This is a genomic window from Spiroplasma endosymbiont of Danaus chrysippus (assembly GCF_902809815.1).
Taxonomy (GTDB): domain Bacteria; phylum Bacillota_I; class Bacilli_A; order Mycoplasmatales; family VBWQ01; genus Spiroplasma_E.
Genome location: NZ_CADDIL010000004.1, coordinates 97,100 through 117,008 on the forward strand (window position 1 = coordinate 97,100; position 19,909 = coordinate 117,008).

At 25.5% G+C, this 19,909-nt stretch carries 25 protein-coding genes and 1 pseudogene; 2 read left to right on the plus strand and 24 right to left on the minus strand.

Features of this window, described 5'->3' with window-relative positions:
- Nucleotides 1–235 precede the first annotated feature (235 nt).
- The 16 genes from SPIRDC1_RS05705 to upp all read right to left on the minus strand — a co-directional run bounded on the left by SPIRDC1_RS05705 (nucleotide 236) and on the right by upp (nucleotide 13,354).
- Nucleotides 236–439 (minus strand): hypothetical protein, encoded by a 204-nt coding sequence (locus SPIRDC1_RS05705; protein WP_174480952.1) that lies wholly within the window; start codon nucleotides 437–439, stop codon nucleotides 236–238.
- A gap of 110 nt (nucleotides 440–549) precedes the next feature.
- On the minus strand, nucleotides 550–1,446 hold the full coding sequence (locus SPIRDC1_RS05710; RefSeq protein WP_174480953.1) for a hypothetical protein: 897 nt from the start codon (nucleotides 1,444–1,446) through the stop codon (nucleotides 550–552).
- A 158-nt stretch (nucleotides 1,447–1,604) separates the two neighbouring features.
- Nucleotides 1,605–2,285 (minus strand): DNA alkylation repair protein, encoded by a 681-nt coding sequence (locus tag SPIRDC1_RS05715; protein WP_174480954.1) that lies wholly within the window; start codon nucleotides 2,283–2,285, stop codon nucleotides 1,605–1,607.
- A gap of 28 nt (nucleotides 2,286–2,313) precedes the next feature.
- Nucleotides 2,314–3,027, minus strand: a complete 714-nt coding sequence (locus SPIRDC1_RS05720) for a hypothetical protein (RefSeq protein ID WP_174480955.1) — start codon at nucleotides 3,025–3,027, stop codon at nucleotides 2,314–2,316.
- A 103-nt stretch (nucleotides 3,028–3,130) separates the two neighbouring features.
- On the minus strand, nucleotides 3,131–5,188 hold the full coding sequence (locus tag SPIRDC1_RS05725) for a PTS transporter subunit EIIC (protein ID WP_174480956.1): 2,058 nt from the start codon (nucleotides 5,186–5,188) through the stop codon (nucleotides 3,131–3,133).
- Nucleotides 5,189–5,431: 243 nt separating this feature from the next.
- On the minus strand, nucleotides 5,432–5,662 hold the full coding sequence (locus SPIRDC1_RS05730; protein ID WP_174480957.1) for a hypothetical protein: 231 nt from the start codon (nucleotides 5,660–5,662) through the stop codon (nucleotides 5,432–5,434).
- 5 nt (nucleotides 5,663–5,667) lie between these two features.
- Nucleotides 5,668–5,985, minus strand: coding sequence for a F0F1 ATP synthase subunit epsilon (locus tag SPIRDC1_RS05735; protein ID WP_174480958.1), 318 nt, complete (start codon nucleotides 5,983–5,985; stop codon nucleotides 5,668–5,670).
- 14 nt (nucleotides 5,986–5,999) lie between these two features.
- The gene (gene atpD / locus SPIRDC1_RS05740) at nucleotides 6,000–7,562 is read right to left on the minus strand and encodes a F0F1 ATP synthase subunit beta (RefSeq protein ID WP_174480959.1); all 1,563 of its coding nucleotides are present in this window, start codon (nucleotides 7,560–7,562) and stop codon (nucleotides 6,000–6,002) included.
- Between the two features lie 17 nt (nucleotides 7,563–7,579).
- Nucleotides 7,580–8,431 carry an ATP synthase F1 subunit gamma gene (atpG, locus tag SPIRDC1_RS05745; protein ID WP_233214990.1) on the minus strand — a complete coding sequence of 284 codons (852 nt, stop codon included), beginning with the start codon at nucleotides 8,429–8,431 and terminating at the stop codon, nucleotides 7,580–7,582.
- A 28-nt stretch (nucleotides 8,432–8,459) separates the two neighbouring features.
- On the minus strand, nucleotides 8,460–10,043 hold the full coding sequence (gene atpA / locus SPIRDC1_RS05750; protein ID WP_174480960.1) for a F0F1 ATP synthase subunit alpha: 1,584 nt from the start codon (nucleotides 10,041–10,043) through the stop codon (nucleotides 8,460–8,462).
- 11 nt (nucleotides 10,044–10,054) lie between these two features.
- Nucleotides 10,055–10,597: a F0F1 ATP synthase subunit delta gene (locus SPIRDC1_RS05755; RefSeq protein WP_174480961.1), complete on the minus strand. Its 543-nt coding sequence runs from the start codon at nucleotides 10,595–10,597 to the stop codon at nucleotides 10,055–10,057.
- 12 nt (nucleotides 10,598–10,609) lie between these two features.
- Nucleotides 10,610–11,137 (minus strand): F0F1 ATP synthase subunit B, encoded by a 528-nt coding sequence (gene atpF / locus SPIRDC1_RS05760; RefSeq protein WP_174480962.1) that lies wholly within the window; start codon nucleotides 11,135–11,137, stop codon nucleotides 10,610–10,612.
- 32 nt (nucleotides 11,138–11,169) lie between these two features.
- The gene (gene atpE / locus SPIRDC1_RS05765) at nucleotides 11,170–11,445 is read right to left on the minus strand and encodes an ATP synthase F0 subunit C (protein WP_199188864.1); all 276 of its coding nucleotides are present in this window, start codon (nucleotides 11,443–11,445) and stop codon (nucleotides 11,170–11,172) included.
- A gap of 47 nt (nucleotides 11,446–11,492) precedes the next feature.
- Nucleotides 11,493–12,299: a F0F1 ATP synthase subunit A gene (locus SPIRDC1_RS05770; RefSeq protein WP_174480964.1), complete on the minus strand. Its 807-nt coding sequence runs from the start codon at nucleotides 12,297–12,299 to the stop codon at nucleotides 11,493–11,495.
- Complete coding sequence (locus SPIRDC1_RS05775; RefSeq protein ID WP_174480965.1) at nucleotides 12,300–12,656, minus strand: hypothetical protein; 357 nt, start codon at nucleotides 12,654–12,656, stop codon at nucleotides 12,300–12,302.
- A 53-nt stretch (nucleotides 12,657–12,709) separates the two neighbouring features.
- Nucleotides 12,710–13,354 carry a uracil phosphoribosyltransferase gene (gene upp / locus SPIRDC1_RS05780; RefSeq protein ID WP_304625648.1) on the minus strand — a complete coding sequence of 215 codons (645 nt, stop codon included), beginning with the start codon at nucleotides 13,352–13,354 and terminating at the stop codon, nucleotides 12,710–12,712.
- 449 nt (nucleotides 13,355–13,803) lie between these two features.
- On the opposite strand from upp, the gene SPIRDC1_RS05785 reads away from it, so the two are divergent.
- Nucleotides 13,804–14,211, plus strand: a complete 408-nt coding sequence (locus SPIRDC1_RS05785; RefSeq protein WP_174480966.1) for a hypothetical protein — start codon at nucleotides 13,804–13,806, stop codon at nucleotides 14,209–14,211.
- Between the two features lie 69 nt (nucleotides 14,212–14,280).
- Here the strand turns inward: SPIRDC1_RS05785 and SPIRDC1_RS05790 are convergent, their stop codons facing one another.
- From SPIRDC1_RS05790 to SPIRDC1_RS05815, 6 genes are all read right to left on the minus strand, one after another.
- Nucleotides 14,281–14,877: an SAV1803-related protein gene (locus SPIRDC1_RS05790; protein WP_174480967.1), complete on the minus strand. Its 597-nt coding sequence runs from the start codon at nucleotides 14,875–14,877 to the stop codon at nucleotides 14,281–14,283.
- An 82-nt stretch (nucleotides 14,878–14,959) separates the two neighbouring features.
- Nucleotides 14,960–15,658: a hypothetical protein gene (locus SPIRDC1_RS05795; RefSeq protein WP_174480968.1), complete on the minus strand. Its 699-nt coding sequence runs from the start codon at nucleotides 15,656–15,658 to the stop codon at nucleotides 14,960–14,962.
- 60 nt (nucleotides 15,659–15,718) lie between these two features.
- Nucleotides 15,719–15,967 carry a hypothetical protein gene (locus SPIRDC1_RS05800; RefSeq protein ID WP_174480969.1) on the minus strand — a complete coding sequence of 83 codons (249 nt, stop codon included), beginning with the start codon at nucleotides 15,965–15,967 and terminating at the stop codon, nucleotides 15,719–15,721.
- Nucleotides 15,968–16,050: 83 nt separating this feature from the next.
- Nucleotides 16,051–16,659 carry a hypothetical protein gene (locus SPIRDC1_RS05805; RefSeq protein WP_174480970.1) on the minus strand — a complete coding sequence of 203 codons (609 nt, stop codon included), beginning with the start codon at nucleotides 16,657–16,659 and terminating at the stop codon, nucleotides 16,051–16,053.
- A 36-nt stretch (nucleotides 16,660–16,695) separates the two neighbouring features.
- Nucleotides 16,696–17,241, minus strand: a complete 546-nt coding sequence (locus tag SPIRDC1_RS05810) for an L-threonylcarbamoyladenylate synthase (RefSeq protein ID WP_174480971.1) — start codon at nucleotides 17,239–17,241, stop codon at nucleotides 16,696–16,698.
- Between the two features lie 316 nt (nucleotides 17,242–17,557).
- Nucleotides 17,558–18,553 carry an IS3 family transposase gene (locus SPIRDC1_RS05815; RefSeq protein WP_174480972.1) on the minus strand — a complete coding sequence of 332 codons (996 nt, stop codon included), beginning with the start codon at nucleotides 18,551–18,553 and terminating at the stop codon, nucleotides 17,558–17,560.
- 94 nt (nucleotides 18,554–18,647) lie between these two features.
- On the opposite strand from SPIRDC1_RS05815, the pseudogene SPIRDC1_RS10515 reads away from it, so the two are divergent.
- A pseudogene (locus tag SPIRDC1_RS10515) lies at nucleotides 18,648–18,981 on the plus strand (transposase); the annotation flags it as partial.
- A 93-nt stretch (nucleotides 18,982–19,074) separates the two neighbouring features.
- On the opposite strand, the gene SPIRDC1_RS05825 reads toward SPIRDC1_RS10515, so the two are convergent.
- Both SPIRDC1_RS05825 and SPIRDC1_RS05830 read right to left on the minus strand, forming a co-directional pair.
- A complete protein-coding gene (locus SPIRDC1_RS05825; protein WP_174480974.1) occupies nucleotides 19,075–19,281 on the minus strand; it encodes a hypothetical protein in 207 nt (68 codons plus the stop codon).
- A 143-nt stretch (nucleotides 19,282–19,424) separates the two neighbouring features.
- The gene (locus tag SPIRDC1_RS05830; protein WP_174480975.1) at nucleotides 19,425–19,826 is read right to left on the minus strand and encodes a hypothetical protein; all 402 of its coding nucleotides are present in this window, start codon (nucleotides 19,824–19,826) and stop codon (nucleotides 19,425–19,427) included.
- Nucleotides 19,827–19,909 lie beyond the last annotated feature (83 nt).

Here is a 19,909-nt window from a genome sequence, read left to right on the forward strand (position 1 = left end):
GTTTTTCGAATACATTCAAGTTTTTTTTAAATTAATGGTCTAGTAAAAAGGGCTAAGTAGCAAGTAGCCTGGTATAAATAAAGTAATTTGTTCTGGTTTAAAAAATGGAATTTGCAAAGATGTAAATAATTTAATTTGTATAGGCGTAAACGATTTAATTTGATTTTCTATAAATGATGAAATTTGAATAGATGTAAATGATGCAATTTGAATAAATGTAAATGACTGAATCTGACTAGGAGTAAAAAACCGCAATTTGTGATGGCAAAAATGATGAAACTTGTTCTGGTGTAAAATATGAAATTTGCAACGGCAAAAATGATGCAATTTGAATAAATGTAAATGATGCAATTTGAATAGATGTAAATGACTGAATTTGTGATAACGTAAAAAACTGAATCTGCTCTTTTGTAAAGTATGGAATTTGAATTGATGTCAATATTTGAATTTGTCATGACCAAAATGAACTAATTTGTTTTGCTATAAATTTTGGAATTTGTTCTTTTGTAAATGAACTAATTTGTAATGGTGTAAAAGATTGAATTTGTTCTAATGTAAATTCTGGTATTTGTTCTGGTGTAAAATATGGAATTTGTTCTTTTGTAAAAAGTTAATTTGCCATAATCAAAATGACTCAACTTGAATGGGTGTAAAAGTTGCAATTTGAATTGGTAAAAATGATTTAATTTGGTCTTCTGTTAAATGTAAAATTTGTATTTTTGTAAACGCTGGAATTTGATCTTCTGTCAATGACTGAATTTGTCATAATCAAAAAGACTGAATTTGCAACGGCAAAAATGACTCAATCTGGATATCTATGAAAGATGAAATTTGCTCTAATGTAAAAACTTGAATTTGCAACGGCAAAAATGATGCAATTTGATCTGGAGTCAATGCTAAAATTTGCAATGATGTCAGTGAAACTACTTGTTCTTTTGTAAATGACTGAATTTGTTCTTTTGTTAAGGATTGAATTTGTCATGGCATAAATGATGCAATTTGAATAAATGTAAAATATGGAATTTGTGTAACATTAAATGACCTAATTTGTATAGGCGTCAATGCTTGAATTTGAATAGGAGTAAACGCCTTGATTTGATTTTCTGTAAATGATACAACTTGTTCTGGCGTAAATGATGCAATCTGTTTTTTTGTAAATGACTGAATTTGTCATAATCAAAATCATTGAATTTGTTTGGGTCTAAATGATTTAATTTGTTCTGCTGTAAAAAGTGGTATTTGTTCTGGTAGCAATGATTGAATTTGATATTTAGATAAAGCTTTTATTTCATGATCTGTTAAAATTGATATTTTTATTGAAGGTATTATTGAAATCATTGTTGTACTAGATTCTACTTGTAAAGTCTTAAAAATTGAAATATTACTATTAATGATAGGTTCTTCTTGTAAAAGAGGTTTAACAATCAATGAATAATTATTAGGCATGTGCTTTTCCTTTCCAAATAAAAACCCATTTACTTTAAAATAAAGTAAATAGGTCAAAAACTTATATTTATATTTTAATATTTTTCTCTATCTATTAAGTGAATCTTACACTATTTTAAGAATATTATTATAAATATTATTTATAAGCAATTTTAATTTTAATGTTCATTAATAACAATAATTATTTTTTGAGTAACATTGTTAATTTTAATAAAATCATTAATTTTTTGTGAATTAACTCGTTTGGCATTACGCAATGCTCAACCAATAGAACGTATTAGATAAAAATTTGTTGTTAATAACAATGGCTTAATTAATGCAAATAGTAAATTAAAATCAGTATTTTCTTTAAACATTAATTGTGATTGAATTGCTATTCTTTGAATTCAAAAATTACTATCATTTATTAAGTTAAATAAATATTGATCTCTAACACTAATATTATTGTTGCTAAATATAAGAACACCAATAATATTATCAAAATAATCAGTAGTATCTCATCAAATATTATGTTTAATTATCGATAAAAGCCAATCTAAGTCATTAAAACTTAAGTTTTTCTTTCATCAAAGATTTAAAAATTCCATTGCTGTATATTGAAATTCACGATTTTTTTGTAAATATAATGTTTCAAATAACTTTTTTTTATTTACTAACGATAAATTTTTATTTCATTTATTTAAAAATAATTTTACTAATGGTTTTCGTTTACTAGTTAAAATTCCATAAAATTCAAAATTATTGATTAAAAATTTTTCTTGTTTAATTTTAGTGTTGATATTAGCATTATTAATAAAAATTGTCGTTAATATTTTTATTTCTTCATTAAATTTTTCCATATATACCTTTCTATCTATATAAAATATTTTATCTTAAAAATATTGAAGGGAAAGTACTCATTAAAATAATCATTATTATTGCTAAACAACTAAATATGCATAATCTAAGAATATGACGAAAATGTTTTTTATTTAAATAATTAATTGTTTGATTTAAATACATTAAATTTCATTTATTAATTGGCAATTGATAATAATCCAAAATAGCGATTAAAATTGCATGTCGTTTAAATGATTTACATTTTTTATAGTATTTAATATGGAATGAAATTTCATTTCAATGCTTAAAACTAAAAATATTATTAAGATCCATTAGTTCCGAAACAATTTCTTCAGGTGTAAAATCAGCATTTCCTGCATAAAAAGATTTGAATTGTTTATTTTGTTTAATTCAATATTTAATCTCATAAATAATCATAAATAAAGCAATTACTAATACCATTACCACTGTTAAATCTTTAAATATATTTACCGCATACAATAATTTTCGAAGTTCAAAACTAATTTTTTGATCAGTTTTATCAATAACAGTTAATAATATTGAAAGAATTATTGAAAATATTGATAAAAACAATGCTAATATATCCATAATTCTAATTTTTTGTGTACATTTTAATTTAATATATTTAAATAAATCTTTAACAACAATATTAACATCAATTGTTAATGTTAAGTTTTGCATATTTGTTTGTATTTCTTCATACCTAGCTTCTTCTAACTTTTCTTCTTCATCAAAAAACATAGTTTTCCCTCCATCGTATATTATAATTTTAACATTATCCGTAACTAAAACTAAAAAAATGAACAACTCAAAAAGTTGCTCATTTTTATATTTTAGTAATAGTTTATTTTGGAGTTCAAGTTTTTAATAAATCATTTTTAATATTACCTACTTGTGGCCCATAAATTACCTGAATAGCTGTACCTTTTTTAAAGATACCAACTGCACCAGTTGATTTTAAAATATTATCATCAACTTTAGTTTCATCAAAAACTGTAACACGCAATCTTGTAGCACAATTGTCTAATAATTTAACATTACTTCGTCCACCAAGACCTTTGAAGATATTTTCTAACATATCATTATTTTTATCTTTATTAGTATCAGGTGTTAATGTTTGCTTCTTTGCCATTTCTGCTTGTAAAGTTTTATGAATAGACTCTGCACCATCAAGATAAGTAATTTCAACTTTATTGGCAATTACTTTAATATTTTTAGTTCCACTTAATCTTAATAAAGCTTTTGAATAAATATTTGCATCTTTTAAAGTTGCAACTAATACTTTATCTTTAGCATTAACATCAATAATATTTAATGCTCCACCAAGACCAAGTAATAAATTTTCTACTTTTGTTCTACCTTTTTTTGAAGACTTATCTAAAGAACTTTCAACACTTTGTAAAGCTAAATTAGTTGCTAATTCTCCTTCTTCACGACCTAAAGTTTTGTAATTTCTTCACTTAATAATGTAATAGAACCCAAAGAAATAAGCAGGTGCCATAATTAATCCAGTAGCAAATACTCAATAGAATCCTGTTTCTTTTCCAAGAATACTTGGTAATATTCCAAAGAAAGAAAAGTCAATAAATCCAGCAGCAAAACCTTGACCAACAACTATATTTAATAAATACGCCATCATAAAACTAATTCCTGCCATAAATGCATGGAAAACAAAACATAATGGTGCTACAAATAAGAATGAAAACAACAATGGTTCTGTAACTCCTGTTAAGAAAGAAGTTAGAGCAGCAGATCCTAAAATACCACCAACCATTTTTTTATTTTCTGGTCGTGCTAACATTCACATAGCAAGCGCTGCAAATGGATAACCATATTGCATATATGCAAATCGCCCACTCATAAACATTGTTCCTGGTGTTTGATTCATATGTCCTACTGCATTAGAAGCAAATTGTCCAAAGAAAATATTGTACGCTCCTACAAATGTGTCAGATCCATTAGTTCACGTACCACCAATTCCAGTATATCAGAAAGGTGCATATTGAACGTGATGCAATCCTGTTGGTATTAATAAACGTTCAGTAATTCCAAAAAACATTGCAATAAATGCTCCACCAACTGTTGGATGAAAATTATCACCAGTTAACTGTCCATCAGTAAGTTGAGCTGTATTCATACCAGCTGCTAAGCCATTACCAATTTCTCTAAAAGCAATTAATAACATTGGTCAAATAAAGAAAAAAGCTAATCCCATTCCTATTCCAACAAAAACAGCTAAAATTGGCACAAAACGTTCACCACCAAAAAAAGCTAATACTCTTGGCATACGAATATTGTATGAATGATTATGAACAACCGATACTAATCAACCAACAAGAATGCCACCTAAAACTGAAGTATCAAACGTAGGAAATAATCCTAAGACAGAAGAAAATAAACCAGAAGATTTACCACTTTCTGGAGTAATCTTTGCACCTTCACCTAAACCTCATGGATCAAATCCCAACATTCCTGTTTTAGGATTTCAAAAAAACATGCCACTAATAACTGAAGTCATAACAATAAAAGTAATAAATCCAGAAAGAGCAGCTACACCTTTACTAGCTTTTGCAAAACCAAAAGTAATAGAAATAGCAAAAATCAATCCTAAATTAGCAAAAACAACGTTTCCGGCTGATTGCATAATTGAAAAAATATTAATAATACCAACAAGACTATCATGATTAGGTAATTGCTTTAAAGCACTAGCAACACCACCACCAATTCCTAACAATAAACCAGCTATTGGTAATGTAGCTATTGGTAAAACAATGGCTCTTGATAAGTTTTGCATTTTGCCAAACATTTTGCCACCTAATTTATTGAAAGTTCCTTTAAAAGTAAAAGTAGGATTTTTCTTATCCTCAGGAGATGTTTGTTTACTATGAAAAAATTTACTCATTTTCTCACCTCTATTCTATATTGTTTTATACAGATAAAAATATTATATATATATATAATAGTAAAAACAATAATAAAATAAATAAAAATGATTTTTTTACTACTATAATAGTAATTTCGGAGAAATTTTATAATATATATAGGTATTATCAATAACTACTATAAATTTTAATAATATATTGTAATTAAAAAAATAGTAAGTATTTTAAAACACTTACTATTTTTATTTTTTTAATTTTAAGTATTAATTTAAATTAAACCAAATATCTAAACCAATAAATTTAATAATTAACGTACCAATACAATAAGTAAAAACTAAAGTTGTTAACATATATAAAATTCATGATTCTTTTATTCTTTTATGATCAAGAAATTTATTAAAAGGAATTGCTTTTACAGCAAATCCGCTAGCAATAAAACTAAAAAGATAAATACTTATTTCAATTATTCATTTTATTAAATGTGAATCATGCATATTTATTAACCTCCACTAACCCTTTTAATACGCTCATCAAATACCTTTGTTTCTTGCTCTTTTAAAATTGATGTATATTCAACTTTATCACTAATAATACGAACCATATGTAAATCAGTTACCAAAAGTCCACCAGAAATTGTTAAATTACGAATTTTTTCTTTAATTTTAAATGACATTTTCGATATTTGAATATTAGCAATCAAAGGTGTATGCCATTCAAGAATACCAACATATCCTTCAGTTGTTTTAACATTAACTCACTGTACTTCTCCATCGAAAAAAATACCATCAGGAGTAATAATTTTAAGATTTAATGCCATACTATCACCTTCAATTATCTCAATTTCTTTGCCTTTTCAATTGCTTGTTCAATACTTCCTACATATAAAAACGCTTGCTCTGGTAAATGATCACATTCACCATCTAAAATTTGTTTAAAACTATTAACAGTTTGACTAATCGGAATATAAATACCATTTAAACCCGAAAATTTTTCAGCAACATGAAATGGTTGTGAACAAAAATTACGAATTCTTCTTGCTCTAGCTACTATTTTCTTATCTTCTTCACTCAACTCATCCATTCCTAAAATACCAATAATTGGTTCTAATTCAGAAAAACGTTGAATTGTTTCAATAACTCTTTGCGCAACATCATAATGCTCCTGACCAACAATAGCAGGATCTAACATTCTTGATGAAGATTGTAAAGGATGAACAGCAGGATAAAGCCCTAAAGCAGCAATATTACGATCTAAAACAATTTTGGCATCCAAGTGAGTAAATGTTGTCGCAGGAGCTGGATCAGTTAAATCATCAGCTGGTACATATACTGCTTGTACAGATGTAATAGAACCACGTGTTGTTGATACAATACGTTCTTGTAAAGCACCCATTTCTGTCGATAATGTTGGTTGGTACCCTACTGCTGAAGGCATTCTTCCTAATAAAGCTGATACTTCACTACCAGCTTGTGTAAAACGAAATATATTATCAATAAATAATAATACATCTTGTTGTTTTTCATCACGGAAGAATTCAGCAATTGTTAAACCAGTTAATGCAACACGCATTCTAGCACCTGGTGGTTCTGACATTTGACCAAACACTAAAGCAGTTTTACTAATAACACCTGACTCTTGCATTTCATAATATAAATCATTACCCTCACGTGTTCTTTCGCCAACTCCTGAAAAGACAGAAATACCACCATGTTCTTTAGCTATGTTATTAATTAATTCTTGAATTAAAACTGTTTTACCAACTCCAGCTCCACCAAATAAACCAATTTTTCCACCTTTAGCATAAGGTGCTAATAAATCAATAACTTTAATTCCTGTTTCTAAAATTTCAGATTTTGATTGTAATTCATCAAAACTAGGAGGTGTACGATGAATAGGATATTTTAATTTAGTTTTAAGTTCTTTACCATCATCAATGACTTCACCCAATACATTAAAAAGTCTACCCAAAACTTCTTCACCAACAGGAACACTAATTGGTATTTCTAAATCAACTGCTTCAAGACCACGTAGTAATCCTTCAGTTGGAGCCATTGAAATACAACGAACACTATCATCACCAATATGTTTTGCAACTTCAACAATTAATTTTTGACCATTATTTTCAATACTAATAGCATTATTTAAATTAGGTAAACTATTATCATTAAAACGAATATCAATAACTGGACCTAAAATTTGAACAATTTTTCCAATATTTCGTTTAGTTGGTAATTGTTTACTAGTTTTAACACTTTCTTTGCTATTAACTACTTTTTTAGTCACTTTTGCTTTTACTTTAGCAATAACTTTAGTGTTATCTTTTTTTAAAGAGTTTTTATCACTAACATTTTTTTCTTTAATTGTTATAGATTTTTTACTAGTTGCATTTTTCATTTTAGTTTACTCCTTTATTATGATGATTGGGCATCAGCGCCACCAATAATTTCTGAAATTTCTTGGGTAATAGCACCTTGACGGGCACGATTATAACTTACTAATAATTTATCTTTCATTTCTTTGGCATTATTTGAAGCATTTTCCATTGCTAATCTTCGTAATGCTTGCTCTGACACTTGTGATTCTACTAATGCACCATAAACAATGGCACCAACATATAAAGGAATAGCACTATTAATAATAGTATTAGCGTCTGGTTCAAAATCGGTTTGAATTAAATTACTTTCTTGATTAGTTTTAATAGAAACAATTGGTAATAAATCAATAATTGTTGGAATTGTTGTTACCGTATTTACATATTTTGTATATGCAATTTTAATAGCATCAGTTTCTTTATTATTAAACTTAGAAAGTAACAACAAAGATATCTCTTGCGAATCATTATATGATGATTGAATGTTAATTTCAGTATAAGATTGCATAATTTTACAATGATGATTAGTAAAGTATGAAACTCCTTTACTACCAATAACAACTATTTCATCTTGTGGTTGATATTGTTCTAGTACTAATTTATTTAAATTATTATTAAAACCACCACATAATCCTAAATTAGAATTAAAAACGACTCATATTGTTTTATTAATAACTTGATCTTTTGTTTTTAAATAAATTGAATTACTTAATTTAGGTATTAGTTGATTGAATGTATCATAAACTTCAGAATAATAAGGTTTAATCATCTCAATTCTTTTACCTACTTTTTTTAATTTAGCTGTTGATACTAGTTGCATTGCTTTAGTAATTTTATAACTAGCATTAACAGATTTAATTTTTTGTCTAATTTGTTCCATGCTTTGAGCCATGATATTTCACCTTACCTTCCTAAATACATTATTTGAATGTTTTAATTAATGTTTCCCATTCTTCAAAACTACCATATATTTTAGGATTATAGTCATTTAGCTTATTGGTCAAATTATAAACAACCTGCATAATGCCTTGACTAATGCTCACTTGTAACTCTTCACTAAACGCTTGATCTTGCTGTAATTTTAAATAACTTTTTCGTTGTTGTTTTTGAAAATAAGTTATTACTTCCTTTTTAAAAGAATCCATCATTTCTACTGGTAATCATTTAATTGCCTTATTTTTAATTGCTAATAAAATAATTGCTTGATCAATTTGATTTAATGGTTCATTTTGTTTTTGTTTTAAAATTTCAATGGCACGTTTACCATGTTCAATAACAGCTCTAGTATTTTCATCTAAATCAGAACCAAATTGTGAAAAAGCTTGTAATTCACGAAATTGTGCTAATTCTAATTTTAATGTTCCACCTGCTTGTTTTATTGCTTTAATTTGTGCTGATGAACCTACCCGTGAAACTGATAAACCTACATCAACTGCTGGACGAATTCCGGCATTAAATAATTCTGACATTAAAAAAATTTGACCATCAGTAATTGAAATAACATTAGTAGGAATATATGCAGAAATATCACCGGCTTGTGTTTCAATAATAGGTAAGGCAGTAATACTGCCACCACCATGTTTTTCATTTAATTTAGCTGCACGCTCTAATAAACGTGAATGAAGATAAAAAACATCTCCTGGATAAGCTTCTCTTCCTGGTGGTCGTCTTAATAATAAGGAAATAGCACGATAGGCCACTGCATGTTTACTCAAATCATCATAAACAATTAAGACATCTTTACCTTCTTCCATTCATTCTTCGGCAATAGTTACTCCTGTATAAGGAGCAATATATTGCAAAGGAGCAACTTCACTAGCAGTAGCAGCAACAATAGTTGTATACTCCATTGCCCCTAGTTGTGTTAATTTATCAACAATTTGAGCAACAGTTGAAGCTTTTTGACCAATAGCAACATAAACACAAAAGACATTTTTACCCTTTTGATTAATAATAGTATCAATAGCAATCGTTGTTTTTCCAGTTTGACGATCACCAATTATTAACTCTCTTTGACCTTTGCCAATCGGAATCATTGCATCAATTGATAATAATCCTGTTGCTAAAGGTTCTGATACAGATTTTCTAGTCATCACACCCAGCGCTATTCTTTCAATCGGTCTAGTTTTCGTAGTTTTAATTGGACCTTTACCATCAATCTTTTGCCCTAGTGCATTAACAACTCTTCCTAAAAGCATATTACCAACTGGTGTTTCAACAACATTACCTGTTCTACTAACAATATCTCCTTCTTTGATACCTGTGTCATCCCCCATTAAAGTAACACCAACAGCAGTTTCTTCTAAACTAAAAACCATACCATAAATATTACTTTTAGGAAAAAATACTAATTCACCATTAACAGCCTTATCTAAACCATGAATTAGCGCAATTCCATCACCGACAGTAACAACAATGCCTTCCTCATTAGCACTAATTTTTTTACCATAATTTTTAATTTGGCTTTTTATAATTTCTGAAATTTGATTAACCTTTAAGGACATTTGTTTTACCTCTATTCATGACTTAATAATTCTTGTTTTAATTGATCAATTTGACCTTTAACGGAACCATCAAAAACTTGATTCCGTACTTTAACTTTAATGCCACCAATTAATGATTTATCAATCTTGTTAACGACTTTAATCTTATGTTTAATGACTTTCTCAATTTTCAATTTTATTTGATTTATTTGTTGGTTTGAAAGTTCTATTACTGAATAAATAATGCCATAGTTTACATCTTGATATTCATTACATAATTTGCGAAATTCTTTTAAAATGAAACGAACACACTGGAAATGATGTTCATCAATCAACAAAAAGAAAAAATTTAACATATATGGTTCAATATGATTTTTAAAAGTTTCACTAATAATTTCTTTACGTGTTTCAATAGTTATATTACTACTACTAGTAATATCAATAAATTCTGGATAAGTAGTAAAAATATCAATTAATTTATTACTTTCTTCAGCAAATTGAGTAATTTTTTTTATTTCTCTTGCTAATTGAAAAAGACCATTACTTCATTGATTAGCTAATCCTTCATCTATCATTTAACTTCACCACTATTCCAAATTCTTAATAAAATCAGTAATTAATTGTTCATGTTTTTTAGCATTCATTTCAGCACCAATAATTTTTTTAGCTGCTTCTAATGCTACTACTTTGATTTCTTCGTTAATCTTTGCTTCTGCCTCTTTACGAGCACGAACTAAATCACGATTTGATTGATTAGTAATACGCATACTCTCTTCTTGCGCTTTATCAATAATTTGTTTACGCTTATTGTAACCATCATTTTGTGCATTAGCAATAATTTCCTGAGCTTCAATTTTAGCAGCTTTTAATATTTGACTAGCTTTACCACGATCTTGATTAGCTAATGATTGCTTGCAAGCAGCATCATCAAGTTTTTCTTTAATTACTAAATGTCGCGAATGTAAAGCCTTACGAAACGGAGCATAAACTCATCTTCAAAGTACCATTAATAAAATTAATGTTGCAAAAATATGAGCAATAAAAACAGAAAGATTGGGAAATAATTGATTAACAATATCATCACCTGATACTAAATCATTGAAATTAAAATTCATAAAATCACCTACTTTTTAATATTTTTAATACCTTATGATGCTACAAATATTAAAATTAGAGAAACAACTAAACCATAAATAGCACCTGATTCGGCAATAGCTGCACCAATAACAAATTGTGTTCTAATTTTAGATTCTACTTCAGGATTACGAGCAACCGCTTCAACAGCTTTACCAGCAGCAAAACCTTGACCAATTCCACTTCCTGCACAAGAAATAGTTGAAATTCCAGCTCCAACAAACTTTAAACTCACTAAAGAATTAGGATCGGTTGCTAAATGATTAAAAAAATGAAAGACATGTGTCATTACTATTGTTAATAGTTCCATAATAAATAAATTCTCCTTTTTGTGTTTTATTTTTTTTCCATAATTGAACGTTCGGTATAAATTTCTTCTTCATGATTTATTGCTTGTTGTTTACGAAGTTTTTTTGGTAATTTAATAGTAAGTTCTCCCTTATGATAACTTCCTTCTTCCATTTGTAATTTCCAATAAACAAGAGTTAAGGTGCCAAAAATTAAGGCTTGAATACTTCCAGCAAATAAATCAAAATAAATATGTAAGAATGGTCCAATTACACCAATTAATAAATTCATCTGACCAATAATTGGGATATTACTTCAAATATTAGCAGTTACCCCATAAAGCATTGCCAAAATAATACTTCCACCTAAAATATTACCAAATAAACGAAAAGATAAAGAAATCAAAGGTGCAAATTGAGTAATTAATTCTAGAGGGTTAATAATAAATTTTTTAAAAAATAAAAGTTTCTGAAATTTAATAGCAATATAATATATTCCAATAAAAGTAACTAATGCCATTGATAAAGTAACAGTATACATTGATGACTGTGGTTCAAGACCAATAATCGATAATCAATTACCAATTAAAATATAACCCATTACATATAACAAATAAACTGTCAGGTTTTTATACTTTACGCCAAGAACATCAACAACAATTTTTTCAACTGATTTAATTATTAATTCAACAACTAAAACAATACCTCTTGGATCTTCATCAGGCTTCATTCGTTTTACTTTATAATAATAAATATAACTAATAACACTGATAAAGACTGTTGTTATCAAAATTGTTACCAATTGTGGCATAATTTGTAAATAATTCCAACTTTCCAATCCAGCTAAAGTTTCCATTTAAATTCCTTCTTTTAAGTTATTTTTTTGATATACACATAATGTTGCAGTAATAGTAGCAACCATTAATATTGACATTCCGGCAATTATAGTAAAAATATTAGCAAAGTTAAAGAAAATATTCAAAACTATAATTGAACCATAAATTAACATTCTTAATAAGAATCCAAAATATGCTAAGGTTTGTTTTAAATGTATTCCGCTGGTTAATCATTTTGACGATAAATATAAAAAGCATAACCCAATCATACTTCCTATAAAACCAATATTAAATCCAGCAATTAATAACCAATGGTTTGTATTAATTATAACAGTTATAATTAATCCTACATTAATTAATAATCAATAGCATAACATTGTAAAAAGTATTGAAAGAAAAAGGTTATTTCTAATTTTTTCCATTAAAATATTTATTTAGTTCCAAAAATTCGATCACCAGCATCACCCAATCCAGGTACAATATAACCATCATCATTTAATTCTTTATCCAACGCTGCTAAAAAAATCTTAACTTCAGGATGATTATGATTAATTTTCTTAATAGCTACTGGTGCTCCTACAATGGAAACTAAAGTAATATTTTTAAAACCTACTTTTTTTAATTCTTTAATAGCAGCGTCAGCAGTACCACCAGTAGCAAGCATTGGATCTAAGATAAATACTAATGCATCACTTATATTTTTAATATTTTTGGGATATTTAAAAAAATATTTTTGTGGTTTTAAAGTTTCTTCATCACGATAAAGACCAACATGACTAATAATTGCATTAGGTACTACATACTCAAATCCATTTGTCATCCCTAATCCTGCTCTTAAAATCGGAGAAAGAATGATTGTCTTGGTTAATGTTTTACCAATAACTTTAGTAATGGGTGTTTCAACTTCAATTTCATCAAGAGGAATATCTTTAAATACTTCATAAGCCATTAACGTTGCAATTTCGCTTAAATTCTCTTTGAAATCTTTTTTTTGGGTTAAGTGATTTCTAATTCTTGTTAATTTATCTTGTATTAAAGGATGATTAACAATAAACAGATTTTTACTACTTTCCACTAAAAACACTCCTTTATCTTTAATGCGTATATTTTCAATAATTTAAAATATATACTAATATGAAATTTTACGCCTTTTAATTTATAAATCAATAAAATAACAATAAAAATAGCGAAAAAAGATAAAAGATTTATTCAAAAATTATTTTTTTAATTGTTAATAACATTCTTATAGTTCAAAATTAACTAAATAAAAATATAATTTATAAATTTTATTTTAATAACTTTGTTTTTATTTTAAAAAATTATAATCTAAAATATAAATTTAATAAATTTCTTTTATTGATATAGAAAATTATATATTTACAATAAACTATTAATAGTAATTTTTGTCTTATTTTTATCAAAAAAAATCTTATGTTAAAATTAAAAGATAAAACTTCATACAAGTTTTTAAACTATTATTTTAATTTTAAAATAAATAGTTTTTTTATTTTGAAAGGAGAAAAAATGAAAAAAATTCAAAAATACTTTACATATACAGGTGGAATATTAGGTGGTAGTGCAGCACTAAGTGGCATAAGTTATTTTTATTATGATTTAATTTCAAAAAATAAGGAAGCTTTACATGATCCAAAAGCAGGAATGGCACTCTTTGGAATAATGGTTAGTATAACAGGTTCAACTTTTATTGGAGCATTTTTAGGTTCTAAACTAGGGTATGGAATTAGCACTTCCATTTCAAATATTTATGATAAATGTTTTCCAACAAATATTTCTGATATTAATGTTGAAAGTAATAACGAACAACAAATATCTGAAAGAACTCCATTATTAAGAAATAACGATATAACAAGTATTAATGGTGAACAATTACCAATAATTAATCAAAATCATTGTCAATTAACTTTTTCATAAACTTAATAAAAATAAATCTTGGTAATTTACTAACATTTTTTATTTATGATTAAATAACAATAAAAAAAGTTACTGTTTAACACCCATTTTTTTCATTTCTTCATATAACTTATTATTATTTCTATTATTTCATGTACCAAATTGATGATTAAAAGAAGTAAGCAAAGGATAAGAAAATCCAAGTTCTACTAATTTTTTAATACATTTAAAATAATCTTCTTTTAATGGTAAAACAACTTCAGTAACTTTCTGTTTTCATGGTTGTTTATATTGAATACCACTATAAATATCATTTAATTCAGGAACAATAAAAGCATAAATTCCACCAACACCAATTTCCATAAAATTATGTTTATTTGGATGAGGATATTCAAAAATTTTAATATGCAAAACCAAATGTTCTAATAAATTACAATAAACTAATCGATCAGCATATTGATAAGCAAATGGTGACTTTTGAGCTCATTTGGGAGTAGATAACAAAATTGCTTTATCTTCATCAATATGATGAATATATAAACCTTCTTTTCCCCTTGTTATTCCTTGTGATTTCTTAGACATTGTTGCATCTGAAAAATAATTTTTTGAAATACATCCATATTTATTTTTTAAAAAATTACAAACATTTTCATAATTCATTGTTAATAATTTTTCTACTTCTGACATGCTTACCCCATACTATACTACTTTATTTTTATGATAATAATGAAAATCAAGTTTTCTTTTTCATTACCCAAAATAATATAAATTAATCTTTAACAAAAGCTAAGAAAAAACTAAAACTACCATGTAATAAAAAATGATAATCATCTTCAATAGCACTAACATTAATATGAACATCATCAAATGTTTTAATAGATTCTGATAAAGTATGACCTTCTACATTAACAACATAGTCACTATCTTGTTTTGCTGTTGCAACAATAGCATTAATTTTACTTTCAATTAATGATAAACAACGTAAAGCAATTGCTTCACCAAAAGTAGTGGTATTAATTTTAATTTTTTCTTCTTGCTTATCAATATTAACATTACTAATGTCTTTAGCTTTTGGTACTAATTTTACACAAGCATTAAAACTACCTTTTAAAATATTACTATTATTTGAAGCAGATACATTAACAGCAAGTGATTCAAATTTATCAATTTTAGCATACATATCATTATGATTAACTATTTTTATTTTAGAATCGGTTCCATTTTCTGGTTTTTTTCCTTCTGGAACTAATTTATTAATTTCAGTTTGTACTTTAGTTTTAAATTTAATTAAAGCTGTATTATAAATATCTTTATTTAATTCAACAGGAGCATTAGTAACTTCCATATTAATATTACTAATATCAACATATTTTTGATTTGCATCATTTACCTTATCACATGCAATAAGCGGTAAAGAAATAATGCTCGTTAAAAACATCGCTTTAAATACTTTTAATATTTTTCTCATAGTTTTTCACCTATTATTCTCTCGAAAAAACTAATCTTCTTAGTTTTAACTTTATATTTCTTAATTATTTTTGATTATTAACTTATTATTATTTTGTTTTCTTGAATATTTTTTATAACTATTTGTTCCAATAAAAATATAGTAAATTAAAATATTAATAGAACCTATTAATACTGATACTAAACCAAAATATAACAATAGGCTAACTTTAAAAGAAAAAAAAGAAAATATAATTCCTAAAGTAATTAAAAAAAAGCCAGTAAATTGAATAAACTTTCAAGTATTAAATTTAAAGTGTTTTTTTGCCATAATTTTGCTCCTAATAATATATTTTGTATAATTATATCATTTTCACAAAAAAAGCAAAATTTTTAATTATTAAATAATAATTGTTATAAACTAATAACATGAACAGCAAAACTAATTGCTTCTTCATATTTATTAAAAAGAAAAAATAAACGTTTATTTTGAAAATTAATTTCAATACCAATATATTTTTGTTTATTTTTTATATAATTATTTTTTTCTCAAAAAAATGTAATACTTTTAACATTAACTAATGGTATTATTTGTAGTTCAAAAGAATCAATAAAATAAAGATTATTTCGTGAAATTAACAAGTCTATTTGATTTAAAGGTATAAAATCTGATGATTTGATAAGATTAATGTCTTTAATTTTATAACGTAAAAATAATTTTTTGGCATCACTATATTCAGTTTTTAAAAGAATATTTTGGCCAGAAATCTTATTAAGATCTTCATACTTTCCCAAAATGACTTTGTCACTATAATAAATATCTTCTTTAATTTTTTCTATTGAAACTGGTAATTCTTTAATATTTATTTTTTTTAATTTTAAGTATTTATATAAAGTATTTATATCTTTAGTAATTTTTAATATTTTCTTTTGTTTATTTTTTTTAATTAATAAAATTGGTGCAATTAATAAAATCAATATTGTTGTGCATGCAATAATAATTAAAATTATTCATCAATTCATAGTATTATCTCCTTTTTTAATACTGTTATCTAATTATTATCTAATAATTTTATCATTAAAACTATTAAAAATAGTTGATGGTTTATTTGTTAAAATCTTGCCTGCTACTCTATACCTTAAGTTAGGCAAGTTTATATTATGATAATCGTTAATTGGTTGTTCATTACTTAAATTACAACTTGTAGCTACTAAAGGCCCTGTTAATTTAATTAATTTTTGAATAAAATGTGAAGCACTAACTCTAATTGCTATTGTCTTTTTATTTATTCAATATGATGTGTTTAAACTAGGTTGTTTTAAAACTATAATAGTAACTTTACCAGCACTAAAATTATTTATTAAAAATGACTGTAATTGATCGCTAATTATACCAATGCTTTTAGCTTGTTCTCAACTAGCAACTAAAATTGGCAGTTCTTTAGTATAATCACGTTTTTTTATTTGATAAATTTTATTAATAGCTTTGTCATCATTAAATTTACAAACAAGACCATAAATTGTATCTGTTGGTAAAGCAACCACTTCGCCATTAGCAATGATTTGACTAATTTCTTTAATTTGATTTTGTTGTAAAGTTATCATGAAAACACCACTATAAATTTTAACTAAATTATACACCTATTATTTTAAATATAATAGTTGTTTCAAAATAATGAATAAAAAAGTTATAAATGATATTTGTAATTTAAAATAAACCTTAAAATTACTAATTAAAGATTGGAAAATCATTCATTAATGGTTTAATAAACATCCTAATTTAATATAGATTAATATTTATATTAGATTTTTATTAAATTAAATATAGAAGGAGAATCAAAAAATATGCCCAAAAGAAAAATAGGAATACAACATACTGGTGGTTAGCCCTAAATACTGGACCACTTTTGGATAGACAGTTTTAAATTTTTATTTGTGAAATTAGTGGTTTTAGAAATTTAGAATGTATTCTTTCGTAATTATAAAACATAATATATTGGTTTACATCATTTATAGCTTCATTGAGAGAAAAATATTGATTTGAACCTTTAGGTAGTCATTCTTGAGATAAATGAGAAAATCAGTTTTCAGATATTACATTGCCACCAATATCATAAGGTTGTTTTTTGCTTAAAATTATTTGCTTATCAGCAGCTCAATTTGTGATGTCTTGACAATAAAATTCGTTGGCGTTATCTGAGTGTAAAATAACGTTTTTTACTTGGTTTCAAGAGAATTGTTGATTTATTTTTTCAAGTGCAGGAAGGATTAAATCTTGATAGGATTTGTTTGAACATGTATTATAGCTTACAATATTATTTGAATAAAAATCAATAATTACAAAAAGATATAATCAACCTTCTTTAGTATTTATTTGTTTAGTGTCCATTGATCAAATTTGATTTGAAGAGGTTGTACTTTTATAATCTTTGTTTACTTTATCCATTGTAGGTATTCACTTATTTGGATTTTTTTTGTTTTTAGGATAGTTATTTTTAGTTTGTTTTAATCCTTGAAGATTGTGATCTTTCATAATTTTTCGCATTTGTTTTGTTGATAATTCTAGATTTAAAATAATATGTTTGTATTGTTTTAATCATTCTTTAAATGCTGAAAAAATTCGTAAATAGCCATAAATTTGTCCTTTTCTTGTAAAATGAAATTCAAGTAAAAGTTGGCATAATTCTTGATATTTATGTGTACAATTACTAATTTGATTTTTTTCTTTTTTAATAGGGTTTTGTTTGTTTTTTACAAAATAATATGTTGATCGGTTTAGTTGAAGATGTTGGCAAAGATATCTAATTGAATATTGGTTTTTGCTATCATCAATAATTTGAATTTTTTGTTTGATATTTAACTTGTTAATTACTAATGCTATTTGTTTAATTTTATCCATTATTAAAAATCCTTTCATGTCAAAATTAGTGTTAATTGTATAACACAATTGTTTTTCGAATACATTCAAGTTTTTTTTAAATTAATGGTCTAGTAAAAAGGGCTAAGTAGCNAGCTTTAGAATCATTTGAAAGTAAATGAAATAAACAATATCCACAAATTGCTAAATCTTGATATAAAAATTGAGAAAATTTAATGGTTTTTATTAGTTATCCAGCAGAAATTAAAAGGGTAATTTATACTACAAATGCTATTGAATCTGTTAATAGCCAATTACGAAAAGTTATTAGAAATAAAAAAGTTTTTCCTAATGATATGGCAGTTTTTAAAATTTTTTACTTAGCAATTGAAAATATCACAAAAAAATGAACATTGCCTATTCAAAATTGAAATACAGCAATTGCTCATTTTATGATAAAATTTGAAGACAGAATTAATCTGAACTAGTACTTTGTAAAACAAAGAAACACAGATTACTAAAAAGCCTCTCACATGAGTTTATAAATAAGTAAAAATGCCTATTAAAGGCATTTTTTAATATTAATAAATACTTTTTACTTCTGTTTGTTTATTAATAGAATTTAATTTAGTTTGTAATTTATTAATTTTATTTTGTTTTTTTAGTTCTTTTTTATTAGGGTCTGTTAAAGATTTACCAAATGCAACTAATGCTTTTCCAAATTTAATTAAAACATAACCCCCATTAATACATAAATTAGCAACTATAATAATTGTTGTAGTATCCATATTAATCACCACCTTTCTAAAATATTTGATTAATTTTTAATACAATTTTTACTATAATAAATATAATTAAACCGGCAATAGCCGAAGATAATAAAACTCCAATTAAACCTAAAATAATCTTTATAATTTTAAAAAACATAATATTATTCCTGTAATTCTTTTAATTTTAAAAGTTGGCCAAATCTTGTAGGGTCACTAACGATAGCAATGGTATCATTTTGCATTTGTAAAGAAATTATTATTCTATCATTAACTTTATCTCAATCCAAAGTTTGAACCTCTTTATTTAACTCACCATATAAAAATTCTTTACACATAAAAGCAAATTTCTTATTACTTGATTGACTTTCAAAATTATAATAAATTTTATATTTAGTATTTGATTTAAAAGTATATTTAATATGATTTATATTAATTTTTGTTCCTACTTCTTTTCATTTTGGAATACTTGGAATTGGATTATTTTTTAATTCAATATCTCAACAATTTTCTTCAATTTCATTTGTTTCTAAATTATTAGAAATAATTTTTATTGGTTTATTCATATTAATTTTATTTGGTGAAATAATATTTAATGTATTACTAGTAATTTTATAAATATTTTCATTTTTTTCTTCTAATTCTTCTA